17 protein-coding genes are annotated in these 18,027 nt (G+C 60.2%); 6 read left to right on the top strand and 11 right to left on the bottom strand.

Annotation, left to right across the window (positions count from 1 at the left end; translation table 11 throughout):
• Positions 1-144 precede the first annotated feature (144 nt).
• Positions 145-1,668 carry a sensor histidine kinase gene (locus NCT04_RS18500; protein WP_250467062.1) on the bottom strand — a complete coding sequence of 508 codons (1,524 nt, stop codon included), beginning with the start codon at positions 1,666-1,668 and terminating at the stop codon, positions 145-147.
• A 5-nt stretch (positions 1,669-1,673) separates the two neighbouring features.
• A complete protein-coding gene (locus NCT04_RS18505) occupies positions 1,674-2,387 on the bottom strand; it encodes a response regulator transcription factor (RefSeq protein WP_250467064.1) in 714 nt (237 codons plus the stop codon).
• A 153-nt stretch (positions 2,388-2,540) separates the two neighbouring features.
• On the opposite strand from NCT04_RS18505, the gene msrB reads away from it, so the two are divergent.
• Genes msrB through msrA form a run of 3 tightly spaced genes read left to right on the top strand, consistent with a single transcriptional unit; the run spans position 2,541 to position 5,618 of the window.
• On the top strand, positions 2,541-3,038 hold the full coding sequence (gene msrB / locus NCT04_RS18510; protein WP_250467066.1) for a peptide-methionine (R)-S-oxide reductase MsrB: 498 nt from the start codon (positions 2,541-2,543) through the stop codon (positions 3,036-3,038).
• 43 nt (positions 3,039-3,081) lie between these two features.
• Positions 3,082-4,887, top strand: a complete 1,806-nt coding sequence (locus tag NCT04_RS18515; RefSeq protein ID WP_250467068.1) for a cytochrome c biogenesis protein DipZ — start codon at positions 3,082-3,084, stop codon at positions 4,885-4,887.
• Between the two features lie 17 nt (positions 4,888-4,904).
• Positions 4,905-5,618: a peptide-methionine (S)-S-oxide reductase MsrA gene (msrA, locus tag NCT04_RS18520; protein WP_250467070.1), complete on the top strand. Its 714-nt coding sequence runs from the start codon at positions 4,905-4,907 to the stop codon at positions 5,616-5,618.
• 5 nt (positions 5,619-5,623) lie between these two features.
• Here msrA and NCT04_RS18525 read toward each other — a convergent pair whose 3' ends face one another.
• On the bottom strand, positions 5,624-6,742 hold the full coding sequence (locus NCT04_RS18525) for an aminotransferase class I/II-fold pyridoxal phosphate-dependent enzyme (protein ID WP_250467071.1): 1,119 nt from the start codon (positions 6,740-6,742) through the stop codon (positions 5,624-5,626).
• A gap of 96 nt (positions 6,743-6,838) precedes the next feature.
• On the opposite strand from NCT04_RS18525, the gene NCT04_RS18530 reads away from it, so the two are divergent.
• Entirely contained in the window at positions 6,839-7,732 is an 894-nt protein-coding gene (locus NCT04_RS18530; protein ID WP_250467073.1) for a LysR family transcriptional regulator ArgP, read from the top strand.
• A gap of 3 nt (positions 7,733-7,735) precedes the next feature.
• Here the strand turns inward: NCT04_RS18530 and NCT04_RS18535 are convergent, their stop codons facing one another.
• From NCT04_RS18535 to NCT04_RS18545, 3 genes are all read right to left on the bottom strand, one after another.
• Positions 7,736-8,113 (bottom strand): DUF427 domain-containing protein, encoded by a 378-nt coding sequence (locus NCT04_RS18535; protein ID WP_250467075.1) that lies wholly within the window; start codon positions 8,111-8,113, stop codon positions 7,736-7,738.
• Between the two features lie 106 nt (positions 8,114-8,219).
• Positions 8,220-8,558 carry a DUF4148 domain-containing protein gene (locus NCT04_RS18540; protein WP_244829652.1) on the bottom strand — a complete coding sequence of 113 codons (339 nt, stop codon included), beginning with the start codon at positions 8,556-8,558 and terminating at the stop codon, positions 8,220-8,222.
• Positions 8,559-8,640: 82 nt separating this feature from the next.
• Positions 8,641-9,534: a ketopantoate reductase family protein gene (locus NCT04_RS18545; protein ID WP_250467077.1), complete on the bottom strand. Its 894-nt coding sequence runs from the start codon at positions 9,532-9,534 to the stop codon at positions 8,641-8,643.
• A 474-nt stretch (positions 9,535-10,008) separates the two neighbouring features.
• On the opposite strand from NCT04_RS18545, the gene NCT04_RS18550 reads away from it, so the two are divergent.
• Together NCT04_RS18550 and NCT04_RS18555 are read left to right on the top strand one after the other, a co-directional pair.
• Positions 10,009-10,707, top strand: coding sequence for a FadR/GntR family transcriptional regulator (locus tag NCT04_RS18550; RefSeq protein WP_250467079.1), 699 nt, complete (start codon positions 10,009-10,011; stop codon positions 10,705-10,707).
• Between the two features lie 149 nt (positions 10,708-10,856).
• A complete protein-coding gene (locus NCT04_RS18555; RefSeq protein WP_244829647.1) occupies positions 10,857-11,330 on the top strand; it encodes a ferritin-like domain-containing protein in 474 nt (157 codons plus the stop codon).
• 59 nt (positions 11,331-11,389) lie between these two features.
• Here the strand turns inward: NCT04_RS18555 and NCT04_RS18560 are convergent, their stop codons facing one another.
• The 5 genes from NCT04_RS18560 to NCT04_RS18580 form a co-directional block, all read right to left on the bottom strand.
• Positions 11,390-12,046 carry a peroxiredoxin gene (locus tag NCT04_RS18560; RefSeq protein ID WP_244829646.1) on the bottom strand — a complete coding sequence of 219 codons (657 nt, stop codon included), beginning with the start codon at positions 12,044-12,046 and terminating at the stop codon, positions 11,390-11,392.
• A 257-nt stretch (positions 12,047-12,303) separates the two neighbouring features.
• Positions 12,304-14,310, bottom strand: coding sequence for an acyl CoA:acetate/3-ketoacid CoA transferase (locus NCT04_RS18565; protein ID WP_250467080.1), 2,007 nt, complete (start codon positions 14,308-14,310; stop codon positions 12,304-12,306).
• A 68-nt stretch (positions 14,311-14,378) separates the two neighbouring features.
• The gene (locus NCT04_RS18570) at positions 14,379-15,215 is read right to left on the bottom strand and encodes a shikimate dehydrogenase family protein (RefSeq protein WP_250467082.1); all 837 of its coding nucleotides are present in this window, start codon (positions 15,213-15,215) and stop codon (positions 14,379-14,381) included.
• A gap of 80 nt (positions 15,216-15,295) precedes the next feature.
• The gene (locus tag NCT04_RS18575) at positions 15,296-16,030 is read right to left on the bottom strand and encodes an ABC transporter ATP-binding protein (protein ID WP_250467084.1); all 735 of its coding nucleotides are present in this window, start codon (positions 16,028-16,030) and stop codon (positions 15,296-15,298) included.
• A 50-nt stretch (positions 16,031-16,080) separates the two neighbouring features.
• Positions 16,081-18,024 carry a branched-chain amino acid ABC transporter ATP-binding protein/permease gene (locus NCT04_RS18580; protein WP_244829641.1) on the bottom strand — a complete coding sequence of 648 codons (1,944 nt, stop codon included), beginning with the start codon at positions 18,022-18,024 and terminating at the stop codon, positions 16,081-16,083.
• Positions 18,025-18,027: the final 3 nt, after the last annotated feature.

Here is an 18,027-nt window from a genome sequence, read left to right on the forward strand (position 1 = left end):
GCTAAAACCATCACGAAACACGTTCAGTCAAGCAAGGTCCACGCGGATGGTCAAACCGGGCAACGCTCAAAGCGCTTTGCTTCAGGCTTAAGAGCGTAGGTGATGACCGTCCCAGTTGGCCCGGCAGCGATGCCGGGCTCTTTTTTAAGCGTTTTTATTCGATGGGTCGGGCAACTGGGGAGCATGCTCGTCGCTCCTGGCACTGCTTGCGGGAAGCTCGAAGCTAAACGCCGCGCCCGCTTGATCCAAATCGATGAGTCGAATCTGGCTGCCATGCAACTGAAGCATGCGCTGCACGATCAGCAAGCCAAATCCGCCGCGATGCCTGCCTCCCGAAGCGAAAGCGCGCTGAAAGAGCACGCCGCGCACGTCGGCTGGAATGCCGGGACCTGTATCGCTTACCGTGACTTCCACGTGGCCGTTTGAATGTGCAAGCCTAACCGTGACCGTACCGCCTTCCGGCGTGTGATAAATCGCGTTGTCGAGCAAATTCGTGAGGATTCGCTCGATCATGCCAAGATCAGCCGATACATTAGGCAGGCGCGGCTCGATATGCGCATCAAGTCGCACTTTGCGCGCATCGGCGGGCAGTTCGAATTTCTCGAACACATCTTGCAGCAGATCGGCGAGCGAGAACGACTCCGCTTCGGGATGCACCATGCCGTGTTCAAGCCGCGCTAGTTCAAAAAGCGATTGCGCGAGATGCCCGACCTTCGCGCTCTGCGCAAGTGCGATCGATAGATAACGGCGGCGGTCTGTGTCGGCAAGTACATCGGCCTTGAGCGAAAGCGTTTCCAAGTAGCCATGCAAGGAAGAAAGCGGCGTGCGCAAGTCATGTGAAATATTGACGACGAGTTCGCGTCTTTCACGATCCTGCCGCTGCAATTCGCGCCATTGCTCGCCAATGCGCGCGGCCATTTGGGCAAAGGCGCTTTCGAGCACCACGATTTCGTCCCGCTCGTTCTCGCGTGCCGCCACGTGCGACAGTACAGGCGATGGCTCGGCCGATGCCCCGCTTGCGTCGAACCTGCGCATGGCATCGGTTAAGCGGCGCAACGGACGCGTAATGAGCCCGAAAGCGATCACGCCCGCAACGAGTCCGAGCAAGGTCACGAGTCCCATGGACAGAAGCGTGGTGCGCAAGACCGCGCTCGCCGAGGCTTTCGCCGCAAGCTCGTCGTGCTCTTCGCCAAGCAAAACCACATAGACATAACCGAAAGGCGGCTTGCCGGGCGTGGCAAGCGGCGCGGCGCTAAAGACTTTGCGCTTGTCGATGCTGCGTGGATCGTCGCCCAGAACAGGGAGCGGCGCGCCATTGATCAGACGATGCACAGGCGCAAGATCGACACGATCGCGCTTCAGATGACCGGGAGGCGCATCGTCGGCACGAACGCGGCCTTCATTGTCGAGCAGGTAGACTTCGACGCTCGGGTTCACCACCATCAACTGGCTGAAGAGACGGCGCACGGCGGGCGCGTCGATATCGCCTGCGTCCATCAGCGCGCCATCGTGGGCAATATGCGCTGCGAGCCCGCGCGACAAGCTCTGAATGACTTCCTTCTCGCGCAAATCGCTTGCGCGAATCTGCAACCATGCCGATGCGCCGCAGCATGCAAGCAGCAGCACGCAGAACACAGCGAAAAGCCGTTGCGACAGGGTGAGCTTCATGAACTTCACGATGCGCTGTCCGTCGCGAGTTTGTATCCGCGTCCCCAGACGGTCACGATGCGGGCAGGCTCGGTGGCATCTTTTTCGACCTTGGCGCGCAAGCGGTTGATATGCGTATTGACCGTGTGCTCATAGCCTTCATGCGCATAACCCCAAACCGCATTGAGCAGATCCATGCGGGAAAATACTTTACCGGGATGCTGGGCGAAGTAATAAAGCAAATCGAATTCGCGTGGTGTCAGTTCTATGCGCAGCTCATCTACCCACGCTTCGCGCGCAAGCGGATCGATAGCGATACCCGCGACTTCGAGACGGCCTGTATCCAAGCGCGAATCCTTGGCGACTGCATCCACGCGACGCAAAAGCGCCTTCACTCGCGCCACCAGTTCAAGCACCGAAAAAGGCTTGGCAAGATAATCGTCCGCACCGAGTTCGAGACCGAGAATGCGATGCACCTCGCTGGAACGCGCGCTAGTAATGATGATCGGGGTATAGCGCGTCATGGCGCGCGCACGCCGGCAAATTTCGAGGCCATCCACGCCGGGCAGCATCAGATCGAGAATCAACGCATCCCACCCGCCTTGTTCGAGCAAGCGCAAGCCCTCGGCGCCATCCGCGGAATGCACGACCTCATAGCGCTCGTCGCGCAGATGCAGGCTCAGCACATCGGCGATATGCATGTCGTCTTCCACGATCAAAATGCGTTTAGGCTGGTCCATGAGGAAATGCAAAAGAATTAAAGCGCTAGCCCGGATATTGTGCAGAAAAGCGGCGCGGCCAAGTATCACATTTAATTTAACTTTCGGTGAGGACTCGGTAAGCCGCGCACGCCTAAGATGGGGCTCATCTGATCGAGCGAAGGAAAAGACATCATGCTAAACCGCCGCCGCTTTCTGCTGACAGGCACCGCTGCCGCAGCCGCGTTTGCGTTGACGGGCCGTCTGCGTGCGCTGGCCGCGCCTTCGCCGCAAGAAAAGTTCGAAATCTCGCATAGCGACGACGAATGGCGTCGCATGCTCGATTCCATGCAATACGACGTCCTGCGTCGCGAAGGCACCGAGCGGCCCTACACGAGTCCGTTGAATGGCGAGCATCGGGCCGGCACTTTCTCGTGCGCGGGTTGTGCCCTTGCGGTGTTCTCTTCAAGCACCAAATTCGAAAGTCACACCGGATGGCCGAGCTTCTGGGCGCCGCTCGATCACGCTATTGCCACGCGCCAGGACGGCTCGTTCGGCGTCTTGCGCACCGAAGTGCATTGCCGCCGCTGCGGTGGACATCTGGGCCACGTGTTCGACGATGGACCTAAGCCGACCGGTCTGCGCTATTGCATGAACGGCGTCGCGATGAAGTTCACCGCTGGCGCTGCTTGATTGGCCACCTCAACGCTTATTAACTTTCTAAAAAGACACGACCATGCTGCTCATCGTTCTTGCCTATCTCGGCGGCGCGCTGACGATACTCAGTCCGTGCATCCTGCCTGTCCTTCCCTTCGTGTTTTCTCGCGCGGATCAGCCGTTTGCTAAAAGCGGCTTGCCGTTGCTGCTCGGCATGGGCATCACGTTCGCGTTGGTGGCGACGCTCGCCGCGCTTGGCGGCGGCTGGGCCACGCAAGCAAATCAATATGGACGCTGGGCCGCCATCGCACTTCTCGCCGTGTTCGGACTTGCTTTACTGTTGCCGCGCCTGGCCGATCGCATCATGCATCCGCTCGTCAGCGCCGGTAACCGACTGACGGCTTTCGCCCAGCGCGGCGATGGCAAGGCGAGCTTCGGCGGCTCGTTCCTGCTTGGCATCGCAACGGGTCTTCTGTGGGCACCGTGCGCAGGTCCCATTCTCGGACTCGTGTTGACGGGTGCCGCATTGAACGGCGCAAGCGTAGGCACCACGCTGCTCCTGCTCGCTTATGCCGCGGGCGCCGCGACTTCGCTTGCCGTGGCGCTGCTCATCGGTGGCCGCGTATTCGCCGCGATGAAGCGCTCGCTCGGCGCGGGCGAATGGATACGGCGCGGCATCGGCGTCGCGATGCTTGCAGGCGTCGCCGCTATCGCATTGGGCCTCGATACGGGCGTGCTTGCAAGGGTATCGACAGTAGCGACGGCGGGCATCGAACAAAAGCTCGTCGACCGGTTTTCGCCTCGCAATAACGCCATGAAAGCCGCTAATACCAATGCCGACGCCGATGCACCGCGCATGATGCGCGCGAGCGCGGCACCTTCGACTGCGCCGACGGCTTCGTTGCCCGTGGAAGGCACGCTGCCCTCGCTCGATGGCGCGGTGCAATGGCTCAACACGCCGCCGCTCACGAAGGACGCGCTGCGCGGCAAGGTCGTGCTCGTCGACGTGTGGACGTATTCATGCATCAATTGCCTGCGTACCTTGCCTTATGTGAAGGAGTGGGCAAAAAAGTATCGTGACCAAGGGCTCGTGGTGATCGGTGTGCATGCGCCTGAGTTCGCATTCGAACGAAACGTCGACAACGTGAAGAAAGCCGTGCATGACCTGGGTGTGGACTATCCGGTAGCCATTGACAATAACTTTGCGATCTGGCGCGCGCTCAACAATGAATATTGGCCGGCGCATTATTTCGTGGATACCGAGGGCAAGATCCGCTATCACCACTTCGGCGAGGGCGACTATGCACATTCGGAAGAGGTGATCCGCCAGTTGCTGGCGGAAGCGGGTCACGGTAATGCGCCCGTGGCGAAGCAGCTTGACACCAACGAAGATATCGCGGCACAAGGCGCGATGATGCAAGCCGATAACGCGGACGTGCGCTCACCCGAAACTTATATTGGCTATGCGCGCGCCGAGCAGTTCATGTCGCCTGGCGGCCAGACGCAGGATCGTGTGCATGACTATGCCCCGCCCAAGGCGCTCGATGTGAACGACTGGGGTGTTGCCGGCCCGTGGAAGATCGGCTCCGAGCACGCGACGCTCGCGGGCAAGTCGGGACGAATCGTTTATCGCTTCCATGCACGCGATCTGCATCTCGTGCTCGGGCCTTCGCCGGATGGCAAGCCCGTACGCTTTCGCGTCAGTATCGACGGCGCGCCTCCCGGTGCTTCGCATGGTAGCGATGTCGCAGCCGATGGAAGTGGTACCGTGACGCAAGAGCGCCTTTATCAACTCGTGCGGCAAGCGGGCCCTGTCAAGGACCGCACCTTTAGCATCGAATTTCTGGATTCGGGTGTCGAGGCTTATGCCTTCACCTTCGGTTGATTCATCGAGGAGCCATCATGGCGAATAAATTCAGCAAGACAGGCAAGGCCCTTAGCGTGGCTGCGCTGGCTGCAGGTGCTTTCGCGTTGCAGCAAACCGCGCATTCGAGTGAAGACGCCAAGGTCATTCCTGCACCCGCGCATGACGAGAGCGTAGGCGCCACCCACACGGAGACGGCGGTATTTGCCGGCGGTTGCTTTTGGGGCGTGCAAGGCGTGTTTCAGCACGTGCGTGGCGTTAAGGAAGTCGTCTCGGGCTATACGGGCGGCAATGCCGATACCGCTCAATACGAGCGCGTAAGCGAAGGCGATACGGGCCATGCGGAGTCGGTGCGCATAACCTACGATCCTGCCGAAGTGACTTATGGCCGGCTCTTGCAGATTTTCTTTTCGGTCGCGCATAACCCGACCGAGTTGAATTATCAGGGACCGGATCACGGCACGCAATATCGCTCGGCAGTCTTTCCGCAAAATACGACTCAGCGCGATGTCGCTACCGCATATATCGCGCAACTCGATGCGGCGCATGTTTATTCCGGCAAGATCGTGACTCATGTCGAGAATTACAAAGGCTTTTATCCGGCCGAGGCTTACCACCAGAATTACTTGACCGAACATCCGGAAAGCACGTATATAGCGATTAACGATCTGCCTAAGGTGGGAAATCTCAAGCAATTATTCCCGCAGGCTTATAGAAACGACGCGGTGCTCGTGGCGGTCGCATCGAAATAAACGTCTTAGCACGGTGCGCGCGTTTCGAGCCAGGCGTCGACGTAATCGAGAACGGCAGGCATATTCCGCCTGCCGAAGCCAATGCGAAAATGTGCGTCGCCGTAATCGAGCAAGGTCGAAGGAAGCAGCAGCACGCCCGTGTCCTGCAGCAACTCGGCGCAAAAACTACTGGCGCGCTCCTGACTGAGCCGCACGAAGCCGATCGTGCCCGCACGCGGCCGATGCCATTCGAAATTCATGGCGTGGCGTGCCATGAATTTATCAAGCACCCGTAGATTTTCACGGACGATAGAGATATTCCGCTCGATGAGCGTGTCCGAATGACGCGCGGCGATGGTTGCAAGATACTCGCTCGGCGCGCTGTTACTAATCGTCAGATAGTCCTTGAAGGCGCTCATGCGTTGCAGCACTTGGGCGCTTTGCGTTGCAATCCAGCCGATGCGCAAGCCCGCCAGTCCATGCGTCTTCGATAACGCACCGAGCGTGATTGCACGCTCGTAGACATCGCATGCGGCGGGAAGGCGGTCGGCACAGTCATGTTCGAGGCCGCGATAGACCTCATCGCTGAAGAGCCACAGTCCGTGCTTGCGCGCAAACGAAACGGTAGCGTCGAACACCTCGCGCGATGGCAGATACCCGGTCGGATTGTTCGGCGAGCAAAGGACGATGGCGCGCGTTTGCGGCTTCAGCAGCGCTTCGAGATCGGCCGGATCGAGCGCCCAGCCGCCCGCTTCGTTTGCTCGCCACGGCGATACGCTTACGCCCAGCGCTTCAACCACCGAGTAATGCGATTGATAGCCGGGCATGTGCACGATGACATGATCGCCCGCCTCAAGCATCGTGTTCATGAACGAAAAGATCGCTTCCTGAGCGCCCGTATGCACGATGATCCCGCTTGCATCCATGCACTCATACATGGCCGCCAGCTCGGTTCGCAAGTCCGGTGCGCCCGGATATTCCGTGTAGCCGAGCCAGGTATCGAACAAGCCGTCGCTTGCTTGCGGTTCGAGCGCGAGCAGGTCACGCACCGACATCGATTCGGGATCGGAACTGCACAGCAAATGCCGTGCGGTGAATTCGTGCTGTGCGAAGTAACGTTCCAGCTTGAAAGGTGTGGGATTCATGGCGTGGGCTTGATCATGGTCGACGAAAGCCGTAGTCTCTCGCAGTAAAAGCCCATGAAGCCAGCTAATCTTTCTAAGTTCGATTAAGGAACGCTAATGCTCGACTACGCCTCGCTCGATGCCTTGCTCGCGGTCGTTCGCACCGGTTCGTTCGAGCGCGCGGCAGCGTTATTGAGCGTCACGCCTTCGGCCGTCTCGCAGCGCGTGAAGTTGCTGGAAGAACGCGTGGGCAGCCTGCTCGTGCGACGCGGACAGCCGTGCGAGGCAACCTCCTCAGGCGCTCTATTGTGCCGCCATACCGAACGCGTGCAATTGCTCGAAGCCGAACTGGGCGGTCGCATGCCCACACTACCCGGCACGACGAGCGGGAGCCGCGCCAGGCTGCGCATCGCGGTGAACGACGACAGCATGAGCACATGGTTCATCGACGCCACCGCTGACTTCTGCATCGAACGTGCGCTGTTGCTCGATGTGGTCGTGGACGATCAGGATCACACCGCAGAGCGTATACGTGCGGGCGATGTACAAGGCGCCGTCACCACGCAAGCCGATGCCGCACCGGGCTGGCGGTCGGTCAAGCTTGGTCGCATGCGTTATCGGGCTGTGTGTTCGCCCGGTTATTTCGAGCGCTATTTCGCGGAAGGACTGACACGCGAGGCATTGCGTCGCGCGCCGTGTGTGAATTTCAACGAGAAGGACGAATTGCAAAAGCGCTTTGTTCGCCGCGTTGCTCGTGCCGATATTGCACCGCCCGCGCATTTCGTTCCGCACGGCGAAGGTTTCCTGCGCGCGTGCACGTCCGGACTTGCATGGGGCATGTGTCCGCAGCGGCTGGTCGAGTCGCGGCTCGAAAGTGGCGAACTGGTCGAGCTAGTGCCGGGGACGCGACTCGATATCGATCTTTACTGGCAAAGCTGGCGCTTGGCCTTAGGCTGGCTCGACGACTTCACCGCCGAGCTACGCGCCCGGGCGAAGTCGTCGCTGAGTTGAGTCTTAAGCGCCCTGCTTTTCGATGGAATCGACACGGTCGGGATAGAACGCCAGATGGTCCTTGATACCGGCGACGGCATCGTAGGGTTGCTCGTAGGTCCAAACGGCGTTGACGCCTTTTTCGCCCAGGCTCGTGATGCTGTAGTAGCTGCAAACGCCTTTGTAAGGACAGTACGTCTCGTGTGAAGTGCGCGTGAGTTGCGACATGTCGGCGTCATCGCGTGGCAGATAAAGCACTTCACCATACGAGGCTTCGCGCAAGGATAGCGCTTTGCTGGTATCGGCGATTACGCGGCCGCCCGCCTTCACAACGACATGCGCAGGACTGGGCTGGACAGTAATCGGATGATCGGGACCGGGAATCTTGACGGTGCGTTCCATGGCTTCTTCCTGCCGTTTTCGAGGGGAAAGCCATGGTAGCGCGGTTGTATGAACCGCGCAGAAACGGACGGCGGTAGCGCCGTTAGAGCGCTACCGCATGCATCGCTTAGTGGCCGAAATAGGTCGGCTTGGAGCCGTCGTTATTTACGGGCGGCATGGCGCGCGAGCCGGTGGATGCACGGTAGTAATCCGAGCCGCCATAAGCGCTATCGTTGGCCGACGCTGCACCATTCTGGCGCGCGGCGCGGCCTTCGGCGGCCTGTACATCGGCCGGATACGTCGTGCGGTCGCCTGCCGCGGGGTTATAGCCCGCCGCTTCGACCTGTTGCAGGTCTTGCTTGACTTGCGAGCGCGTCACGGCCGAATTGGTGTCTGACTGAGCGAAAGAAAGAACCGGCGCCACCACAACGGCAGCAACGGCCACGACTTTGATGATCGACTTCATGGTGAACCTCCGGGATTTGTAGCGCTGACAGTTCTGCGCCTGCTACATTTGAGCATCAGGCGTGCCTGGCTCCCTTCGGCATTCAATCTGCCTTGCTCTCCACGAGCTTCACCAAAACATGCAGCATGCGATTAGCTGGCGTCGCTACACCGAGCGCATCGCCACGTCGCACGATCAACCCGTTCAGATGGTCGATTTCGCTGCGCTTGCCGCGCATCACGTCCTGAGCCGTCGACGAAAACTGGTTCGGCATGGTCTCCGCGATACGGCGCACGGCCGCATCCACATCGCCAGATAAAGTCACGCCTTCGGCACGAGCGACGGCCGTGCATTCATCGACGATATCGCGCATGACGCGCGTCACGCCCTCGCCCTTCACAATGCGTCCATAAGGCAATTGCGAAAGCGCTGAAAGCGCATTGTAGGTGCAGTTTAAGACGAGTTTGACCCACAGCGCGCCGCGCACGTTATCGGAGATGTCGGTGGGCACGCCGGCGGCCACGAAGGCGTGCGCGACTTCTTCGCTCGTACTCGATGGCTCGATCACCAGTTCACCACGCCCGTGGTGCTTCATATGTCCCGGCCCTGCCATTTCGGACGCGACATAGACCACGGCCGCCGCCACTTCTTGCGGCACATACTCACGCAAGCGCTCGGCGTTCTCGACGCCGTTTTGCAGCGACAAAACCAGCGCATCGCGTTCGAGATGCGGTTTGAGTAACGCGGCGGCGCTTTCGGTATCGGTGGACTTCACGCAGAACAGCACGAGCTTCGCTCCTCGCACTGCGCTCGCTTCGGTGCTTGCCGCAAGCTGCACACGTTCATCGAAGGTTTGTGTTTCGAGACGCAGACCATCGCGCGTAATAGCCTCGACGTGCTGCGGCCGCGCGATCAGCACGACCTCATGACCCGCGCGCGCGAGCATGCCGCCGTAATAGCAGCCCACCGCGCCTGCGCCCATGACGGCTACTTTCATGTCCTTTCCTCGCTCTGTTGCGTTGTCGTTGACCGGTGACGCCGAGCAAATGCAGCGTCTATCGGTTCGGAAAATAACACATCGGCAAGCGTTGGCGTTCCATGTCGATACATGGCGGCAAGCCACTCGAATGCTTCGCAGACCGCATCGAGCTTGCCGACACGCTGTTCCTCGCAAACGCTTGCGCGAAAAACACTGTGTGCGGACGCACTATAGTCAGTCGTTTTCGTGATGAACCATATTGTTAAAACGTATGTGCGGGAGATACGCTCCGTCAAGCGGATCGACGATGCTGTTCATAAAAGGACGACCGCTACGGGATGGCTGATAACGGGGAGACCAGGTTGCGGCGAAGAAGCCGTGATCACCCAACGAAGAGTGGTACCGAGAGCAGAAACAAAAAGCAAAGCGGCAAGCCGCTCGGCGACGGGCGAGGCGCGGCAGAGGCTTGGGCGTTTTCACGAGAACAAAAACATGAATCATGGATATGAAACATCGCTCGTCAAGCGCGTGGTGAATCAGCTTGTCGCGAGCATCGTCAGCGGGGAATACAAGGACAACGTATTGCCTCCGCAAGTGATTCTTTCGAAGAAGCACGGGGTAAGCCGGACCATCATGCGCGAGGCGCTCAGCATTCTGATCTCGCGACGCATGCTCGATGTGCGGCCCAAGACCGGCACGCGTATCAAGCCCGCGAAAGAATGGCTCGTGTTCGATGAAGAAGTCGCCGACTGGCGTTTGCGCGCCATGCCCGATCAGGAATGCATGCGCCGTCTGATCGAGTTTCGCGCACTCGTCGATCCGCCCGCTGCCGCGCTCGCCGCCATACGCGCGAACCGGCATCAGCGTATTGGCATCAACGCGGCCTTTCAGCGGCTCGTCCATGCAGGCCCTTCGGAAAGCCTCCAATCTTCCGCTGAAGAAGCGTTGCAAGCCGCCATCATCGAAGCGAGTGGCGACGAACTGCTGCAGCAGATGGGTTGCGTGGTGCGCGTCGGCATCCGTGCGATGAAGACAACCGTTCGCACGCAGACTGTCTCCACCGATGCGCAACTCGGCGATTATGGCAAGGTCGTGCGTGCCATCGAGACCGTCGATGGCGAAGGCGCGCGCTCCGCCATGTCGCAGGTGCTTTCGCGTGCGGCGTCGGTCTGGCTGGAAGAGACCGTCTGAGGCACTGGAGGAAGTTCGAAAGCCGTTGCCTTCCCGTGGACCGTATCTTGCGCGCGATTCGTGCGGCTTACATACGGCGTCGGCGTGACTACAATGGGTGAATGCCCTTTTCACGCTGAGCGTTCCATACTGGAAACACGGAGGCAAACATGGCGGAACTCGATAAGGAAGCAGTCGTCGGCGTGCTCAACCGGATTCTCGAATCCGAACTGGCGGGCGTCGTGCGATACACCCACTACTCCTTCCTGGTCTTCGGCTTCGGCCGGATACCGATTGTCTCGTGGCTGCGCGAACAGGCGGACGAATCGTTACTGCATGCGCATCAGGCGGGCGAATGGATCACCACGCTCGGGGCCTATCCGTCGCTTGAAATCGGTCCGTTGCTCGACAACCATACGTTCGATATCGCGACCATTTTGCGCGAATCGCTGCAATCGGAAAAACTCGCGCTGGATCTGTATCGCGATCTGCTGAAGATCGTGGAAGGTCGGTCGGTCGCGCTCGAAGAATATGCGCGACAGATGATTCAAACCGAGGAACTGCATGCCGGGGAAGTGGACAAGATGTTGCGCCGTCCCGGTGAAGTGGATACCGCGCCCGAACGGAGAACGGGACACGCATAAAAGAAAACGCGCCGGCCGCATCCACATGCATGCGGCCAGCGCGGTGTCGGCTCGTGTGCTTATTTCGGCTGCGCGACCGTGCGCAGATACGGCTTGAGCGTCTTGAAGCCTTCCGGATACTTTTTCTTGGCGTCATCGTCCGACACGGAAGTCGGGATGATCACGTCTTCGCCCGGTTTCCAGTTCACCGGCGTGGCGACCGTGTGCTTGGCGTTGAGTTGCAGTGCGTCGAGCAGGCGCAGCACTTCGTCGAAGTTGCGTCCCGCGCTCATCGGGTACGTAAAGGTTGCCTTGATCTTCTTGTCCGGACCGATTAGAAACACCGCGCGAATGGTCGCGTTATCGACCGCGGTGCGCGGGCCACCGCCGCTCGCGTTCGGATGAATCATGTCGTAAAGCTTCGCGACATTCAGGTCCGCGTCGCCGATCATCGGATAGTTGACGGCCGTGCCCTGCGTTTCCTCGATGTCCTTCGCCCATTGCGAATGGTTCGTTACCGGGTCGATGGAAAGGCCGATGACCTTGGTGTTGCGCTTGTCGAACTCGGGCTTGAGCTTTGCCATGTAGCCCAGCTCGGTAGTGCAGACAGGCGTGAAGTCCTTCGGATGCGAGAACAGAATGGCCCACTTGTCACCAATCCATTCATGGAAATGAATCGTGCCTTGGGTGGTTTCCGCGGTGAAATCGGGGGCTTCGTCGCCAATGCGGATGGACATGTTTGATCTCCGTGTTGAAGTAATTCGAAGCGCGCCTCGCTCGTCGTGATGACCGTGACGAAACGGCTTTCGATACGAATACGCAATTCACTCGATGATTATAGTGTGCTTGCGATTCTCCTCGCGCGGCGGCCGATGGTCGCTCATCGACGTTTTCAAGCTTTGGTTATCTGTGCGCGAGCAAAGGCGTTCCAATCGAACGGCGAACGTGCGTTCCTTAAGTGTTTATCGCGAGACGATATAAGCTAATAACCGCTTCAAGCCTGGCGGCTTTCGTGATCGCGCGCCTCCTCGGCGCTTTCGTAGATATAAGGCGCGACGCCGCGACGCTTGAGCGCATCGCCGAGTTTCATGCGCAGGAAACTGCTCGTGGTATAGCGCGTGACGCCGTCGTAGTGGTCGCCCACGAGTTTCGTCACCATCTCCGAATAGGCATCGAGCATATCGGGGCGAATCGAGAAATTGTCGTAGTTGACGATCGCATGTGGGCGCACCTTTGCGTTCGCCAGTTGCTTGGCAACTTCGCGGCGAATAGCTTCGACATCGCCAAGATTCTTCACTTCGTGCCCTTCGAAATTGATGAAGAACAGGTTCTTGCGCGCGTCGTAGCTGAAGCGCTCCGCGAGGTTCAAACCGAGCAGCGTGTCGCGCAATCCCATGGGCGTATCGCGAAAAATGCGTTCGTCCATGAGGCGCGGCGGCGCGTCGATCACCGGCGTAAAACCCATCTGCGCGACGATGTCCCGCTCGATATCTACACCGGGCGCCACTTCGATCAGCGCGAGCCCGTCTTGCGTCAATTCGAACACGCAGCGCTCGGTGATATACAGCACCGTCTGCCCGCGCTCGAACGCATACCGGCCGCTGAACGTGCGATGCTCCACGGCATCGACGAACTTGCGGCAATCGCCTTCGCGGCGAATCACGAGCTTGCCGTCTTCCAAGCCGACATCGAGCTTGCCTGCGTTGAACGTGCCAACGAACACGACCTTCTTCGCCGCCTGGCTGATATTGATGAAGCCGCCCGCGCCCGCGAGTTTCGGCCCGAACTTGCTCACGTTCAGATTGCCGTCGCGGTCCGCCTGCGCAAGGCCGAGGAAGGCGATATCGAGTCCGCCGCCATCGTAGAAGTCGAATTGATACGGCTGATCGATGATTGCCTGCGTATTGGTCGCCGCGCCGAAATTGAGTCCGCCCGCGGGAATGCCGCCGATGACGCCGGGTTCGGTCGTCATCGTGAAGAGGTCGATGACCTGCTCTTCGTTCGCCACGCTTGCAATGCCCTCCGGCATGCCGATGCCGAGATTCACCACGCTATTGGCCATCAATTCGAACGCGGCGCGCCGCGCGATGATCTTGCGCTCGGTCAGCGTCATGGGTGCAACCGAACTTGCCGCAACCCGCAGTTCGCTCGAATAAGCCGCGCTATAGGGCTCGCCGAAGGTCTGCCAGTGATTGTCGGAACTCGCCACCACCACGCAATCGACCATGACGCCGGGAATCTTCACCTGCCGCGAGTTGAGGGTATTGGACTCCGCGAGCCGCTCGACCTGTGCGATCACGATACCGCCAGAGTTGCGCGCGGCCATCGCAATGCTGAGCGCTTCGAGCGTGAGCGCTTCCTTTTCCATCGTGACGTTGCCGTTGAGATCGGCGGTGGTGCCGCGCACGATGGCGACATCGATCGGGAAGGTCTTGTAATACAGATACTCCGCGCCGTCGATCGACATGACGCGCACGATATCTTCTGTGGTGCGCGCGTTGAGCTTGCCGCCGCCATTGCGCGGATCGACGAAAGTGCCGAGGCCGACCGTGGAGAGTTGCCCCGGCCGATGCGCGGCAATGTCGCGAAAGAGCTGTGAAATCACGCCCTGCGGCAGATTGTAAGCTTCGATGCGGTTATCGATGGCGAGCTTCTGCAACCCCGGCACGAGTCCCCAGTGACCGCCGATCACGCGCTTGACGAGCCCTTCGTGCGCGAGATGATTGAGGCCCTTGCCACGGCCATCGCCCTGACCTGCCGCATACACGAGCGTGAGATCGGCAACCGGTTCGCTGCCTTCGGTGTGGTCTTCGAGAAAGCGCGCTTCGAGCGCAATCGCCACTTCCTCCGCGAAGCCTATACCGACAAAGCCGCTCGTCGCGATAGTGTCGCCCGCATGGATCAGGCGCACGGCCTCGCGCGCGGTGACGATCTTGCCGCGCTCGACGAGCCGCGTGGACGAGGGAAACGGATGGCGTGTCGGTGCGCTGCTGGCGGTCATGGCGTCTCCTCGCTTGAGTCTTTCCCGGCGCGCGTCAGTGTTCGCGCGCGCGCGCTCGTCTTCTGCGTCTAAGCGTACTTGATCTGGGCGACGGTACGCAATTCGTCGGCGGTCGCCGTGCCATAGCCGAAGAATTCCAGGTACGCCGGGATCATCTCGAACAGCATGTCGGTGCCGACCTGCACCGAACAGCCTTTGTCCTTGGCCGCGCGCAAGAGCGGCGTGTACTCCGACTTCATCACCACTTCGCCGACAAAGGTCGTGGGCGCGATGCGATCGATATCGAACGGCAACGGATCGCTCTCTTTCATGCCGAGCGGCGTTGCGTTGACGATGACATCGAAGCCTGCGGGATCTCTCGTGTCCGTACGCACGATGAGTTCCGGATAGTGATCGCGCAAACGCCCGGCGAGCCCTTCGACCGAAGCGGTGTTGGTGTCGAAGATGGCGAGTTCCGCCACGCCCGCCGCCGCGAGAGAAGCCGCAATCGGCGAGCCCACGCCGCCGCTGCCCAGCACCAGAACGCGCGCGCCCTTCAACGCGCGGCCCTTGCGTTCGACGCCGCGCACGAAGCCGGCGCCATCGAACTGGTCGCCGAGCAGCGTGCCGTCTTCGCGTTTGAGAATGGCGTTGCATGCGCCCGCAATGCGCGCGGTGGGGCTCACTTCGTCCATCAAGCCGACGGTCGTGATCTTGTGCGGCATGGTGACGAGCGCGCCGCGCAGGTTGGTCAGCTTGAACAACTGCGGCACGAAAGCGACGTAATCTTCCGGTTTCACGCCCATGGGGACGACCACGGCATCGATGCCCTGTTTGTCGAACCAGGGGTTGTAGATCATCGGCGCCTTGAACGCTTCGGTCGGAAAGCCGAGATGGGCAATTACGGTGGTCTTGCCGCTGATCATGGCGACGCTCCTTCGAAGATGAGCGCGCAACGGTGCGCGCGACGCCTCCATGATAGTGCGACTTGCCTGCCCGCGGTTCTTTAATGGCTCGCGCCGAGATAGGCCGCCTTGACCGAAGGATCGTTCTTCAATTGCTCGGCGGGGCCGTGCGTGGCGACGCGGCCGTTCTCGAGCACGTAGCCGTAGTCCGCCACGTTGAGCGCGGCGGCGGCGAACTGTTCGACGAGCAGCATGGTCACGCCCTCGTCTTTCAGGCGCGCGATGATGCGGAAGACTTCATCGACGAGAATGGGCGCAAGGCCCATCGAAGGTTCATCGAGCAACACGAGGTCGGGGTTCAGCATGATGGCGCGGGCCATCGCGAGCATTTGCTGTTCCCCGCCCGAAAGCGTGCCCGCCAGCTGATTGCGGCGCTCCTTCAGGCGCGGAAACAGTTCGATGGCGCGTTCGAGATCGGCGGCCACGTCGCCTTTCGGACGCGCCCAAGTCAAGCGCGGAAACGCGCCGAGCAGCAGATTGTCCGTGACCGACATGGTCGCGAAAACGCGTCTTCCCTCCGGCGAATGAGCAAGGCCGAGGCGCGCGATCTTGTGTGAATCCATGGCGTCGATGCGCTTCGCGTCGCTGCCGATGCCCATGGTGATCTCGCCTTCCGTCGGCCGGATCATGCCGGAGATGGCGCGCATGGTCGTCGTCTTGCCCGCGCCGTTCGAGCCTATCAGCGTGACGACTTTCGCCTTCGGGACATCCAGGCTGATGCCGTGCAGCACCTTGACCTTGCCGTAGCCTGCGTGGAGATTCTTGATTGTCAGCATCGCGTGTCGCTTCGTCGGATGATCGGGTTGGCGTGATTGGCGCGTTGCGTTCAGACGGCTTCCGCCGCTTGTCCGCCGAGGTAAGCCTCGATCACCTTCTCGTTGGCCTGTATTTCGGCGGGCTTGCCCTCCGCGATCTTCTGCCCGAAATCCAGCACCGAAACCGTGTCGCAAACACTCATGACCACATCCATATGATGCTCGATGAGCACCACGGTAATGCCGTGATGCCGCACCTTGCGAATGATCGCGACCAGTTCGCGGATATCCGGCGCGGTCAGGCCCGCAGCGGGTTCGTCGAGCAGCAGCAGTTGTGGATCGAGCGCGAGCGCGCGGGCTATTTCAAGCAGACGCTGCTTGCCGTATGGAAGATTGCGCGCTTCCTCGGCCGCTGCATGTTCGAGTCCGACGAAGCGCAGCATATTGAACGCCCGTTCGCGCGCCGCGCGTTCTTCACGCTTGTAGCGCGCACTCATCAAACCCACATCCGCGAAGTTCGAACGGAAGGTGTGATGCAGGCCGACGAGCACATTCTCCAGCGCCGTCATCTCGCCGAAGAGCTGCACGTTCTGAAAGGTCCGCGCGATGCCCGACAGCGCGATCTTCGACGACGTGCGTCCCGCGAGCGACTCGCCTCGATACTCGATTGCACCCGCGGTCGGCACGTAGATGCCCGTGAGCACGTTCATCATCGTGCTCTTGCCCGAACCGTTCGGACCGATCAGGCCATGGATGGTGCCGCGCCTGACCGTCATGTTCACATCGTTGAGCGCCTTGAGACCGCTGAACTGCATGAGCACGCCGCGCACGTCGAGAATGGTGCTTGCTCCTTCGGTCGTGACGGCGGCGACGGCGTCGTCCTGCTGGGTCTGCATCGCCAGTTCCTGCGTGTCGACCTTCGTCACGCGCACGCGGCCCAGATTGAGCGTCTTGCGCACGAAGCCGACAATGCCATCTTGCAGGTAATACACGACGAGCAGAATCATCAGGCCGAAGATGGTGAGACGCCAGTCGGTGAGCGCTTCTATCCAGAAGGAAAACGCCGCAAGACCGGCTGTACCGATGACGGGAATCGCCACGCGTTGCAGCGTCGTGGTTTTGCGAGCCAGGGCGAGCGCCGCGCCCGCAACGACGAGCACCGCAAGCGCGGTTGCCACGACGCGGAAGTTGGAGATGTCGTCGAGCAGCTTCGGCAACAGCACGATCACCGTCGAACCGATGATCGCGCCCGTGCGTGTCTTGCGCCCGCCCATGATGATGGCGAGCAGGAACAGAATGGTCAGCTCGAAGTTATACGTGTTCGGCGAAATGTACTGCTCGGAGTACGAGTAGAGACAGCCCGCGAGCCCCGCGAATCCCGCGCTGATGACGAACGCATAGACCTTGTGCCGATACACCGACACGCCCATGCAATCCGACGCAATGGGGCTGTCGCGCAAAGCTTCGAATGCGCGCCCGAGATGCGACTTGAGCACGCGATGCACCACGATCAGCGACACCACCAACAGTGCCGCCACGAGCCAGTAGTACTGGATTTCGTCGAGCTTGTGACCGGCAATGGTCGGCTTGGGAATCTTGAGACCCATCGGACCATTGGTGAGGAAGTCCATCTCGTTGATAAGAATTTGGATGATGGTGCCGAACGCGAGCGTCACCATGGCGAGGTACGGACCCGACACGCGCAACGCGGGCAACGCCAATATTGCGCCGAAAGCCGCCGTCACCACGATGGCAAGCGGCGCGGTCAGATAGAACGGCAAGCCGAGCTTGATGAAAAGCACGCCTGCCGTATAAGCGCCCACGCCGAAGAGCCCCGCATGGCCAAGCGACACTTGCCCCGTGTAACCCACCACGATATCGAGCCCGAACAGAAGGATCGCGTAGATCATGATGGTTTCGACGAGGTGGATGTAATACGGATTGCCCGATACCACCGGAAAGATCGCGACTGCGGCGAGTCCTGCGAGCGCCGCGACTATGTTCTTTGCTTTCATGTA

The organism is Caballeronia sp. GAFFF2 (genome assembly GCF_023631485.1).
Classification (GTDB): domain Bacteria; phylum Pseudomonadota; class Gammaproteobacteria; order Burkholderiales; family Burkholderiaceae; genus Caballeronia.

Bases quoted from the DNA above. Each gene is read 5' to 3' on its own strand.
- NCT04_RS18500 (WP_250467062.1), bottom strand. From the start codon at position 1,668: ATGAAGCTCACCCTGTCGCAACGGCTTTTCGCTGTGTTCTGCGTGCTG.
- NCT04_RS18505 (WP_250467064.1), bottom strand. From the start codon at position 2,387: ATGGACCAGCCTAAACGCATTTTGATCGTGGAAGACGACATGCATATC.
- msrB (WP_250467066.1), top strand. From the start codon at position 2,541: ATGCTAAACCGCCGCCGCTTTCTGCTGACAGGCACCGCTGCCGCAGCC.
- NCT04_RS18515 (WP_250467068.1), top strand. From the start codon at position 3,082: ATGCTGCTCATCGTTCTTGCCTATCTCGGCGGCGCGCTGACGATACTC.
- msrA (WP_250467070.1), top strand. From the start codon at position 4,905: ATGGCGAATAAATTCAGCAAGACAGGCAAGGCCCTTAGCGTGGCTGCG.
- NCT04_RS18525 (WP_250467071.1), bottom strand. From the start codon at position 6,742: ATGAATCCCACACCTTTCAAGCTGGAACGTTACTTCGCACAGCACGAA.
- NCT04_RS18530 (WP_250467073.1), top strand. From the start codon at position 6,839: ATGCTCGACTACGCCTCGCTCGATGCCTTGCTCGCGGTCGTTCGCACC.
- NCT04_RS18535 (WP_250467075.1), bottom strand. From the start codon at position 8,113: ATGGAACGCACCGTCAAGATTCCCGGTCCCGATCATCCGATTACTGTC.
- NCT04_RS18540 (WP_244829652.1), bottom strand. From the start codon at position 8,558: ATGAAGTCGATCATCAAAGTCGTGGCCGTTGCTGCCGTTGTGGTGGCG.
- NCT04_RS18545 (WP_250467077.1), bottom strand. From the start codon at position 9,534: ATGAAAGTAGCCGTCATGGGCGCAGGCGCGGTGGGCTGCTATTACGGC.
- NCT04_RS18550 (WP_250467079.1), top strand. From the start codon at position 10,009: ATGAATCATGGATATGAAACATCGCTCGTCAAGCGCGTGGTGAATCAG.
- NCT04_RS18555 (WP_244829647.1), top strand. From the start codon at position 10,857: ATGGCGGAACTCGATAAGGAAGCAGTCGTCGGCGTGCTCAACCGGATT.
- NCT04_RS18560 (WP_244829646.1), bottom strand. From the start codon at position 12,046: ATGTCCATCCGCATTGGCGACGAAGCCCCCGATTTCACCGCGGAAACC.
- NCT04_RS18565 (WP_250467080.1), bottom strand. From the start codon at position 14,310: ATGACCGCCAGCAGCGCACCGACACGCCATCCGTTTCCCTCGTCCACG.
- NCT04_RS18570 (WP_250467082.1), bottom strand. From the start codon at position 15,215: ATGATCAGCGGCAAGACCACCGTAATTGCCCATCTCGGCTTTCCGACC.
- NCT04_RS18575 (WP_250467084.1), bottom strand. From the start codon at position 16,030: ATGCTGACAATCAAGAATCTCCACGCAGGCTACGGCAAGGTCAAGGTG.
- NCT04_RS18580 (WP_244829641.1), bottom strand. From the start codon at position 18,024: ATGAAAGCAAAGAACATAGTCGCGGCGCTCGCAGGACTCGCCGCAGTC.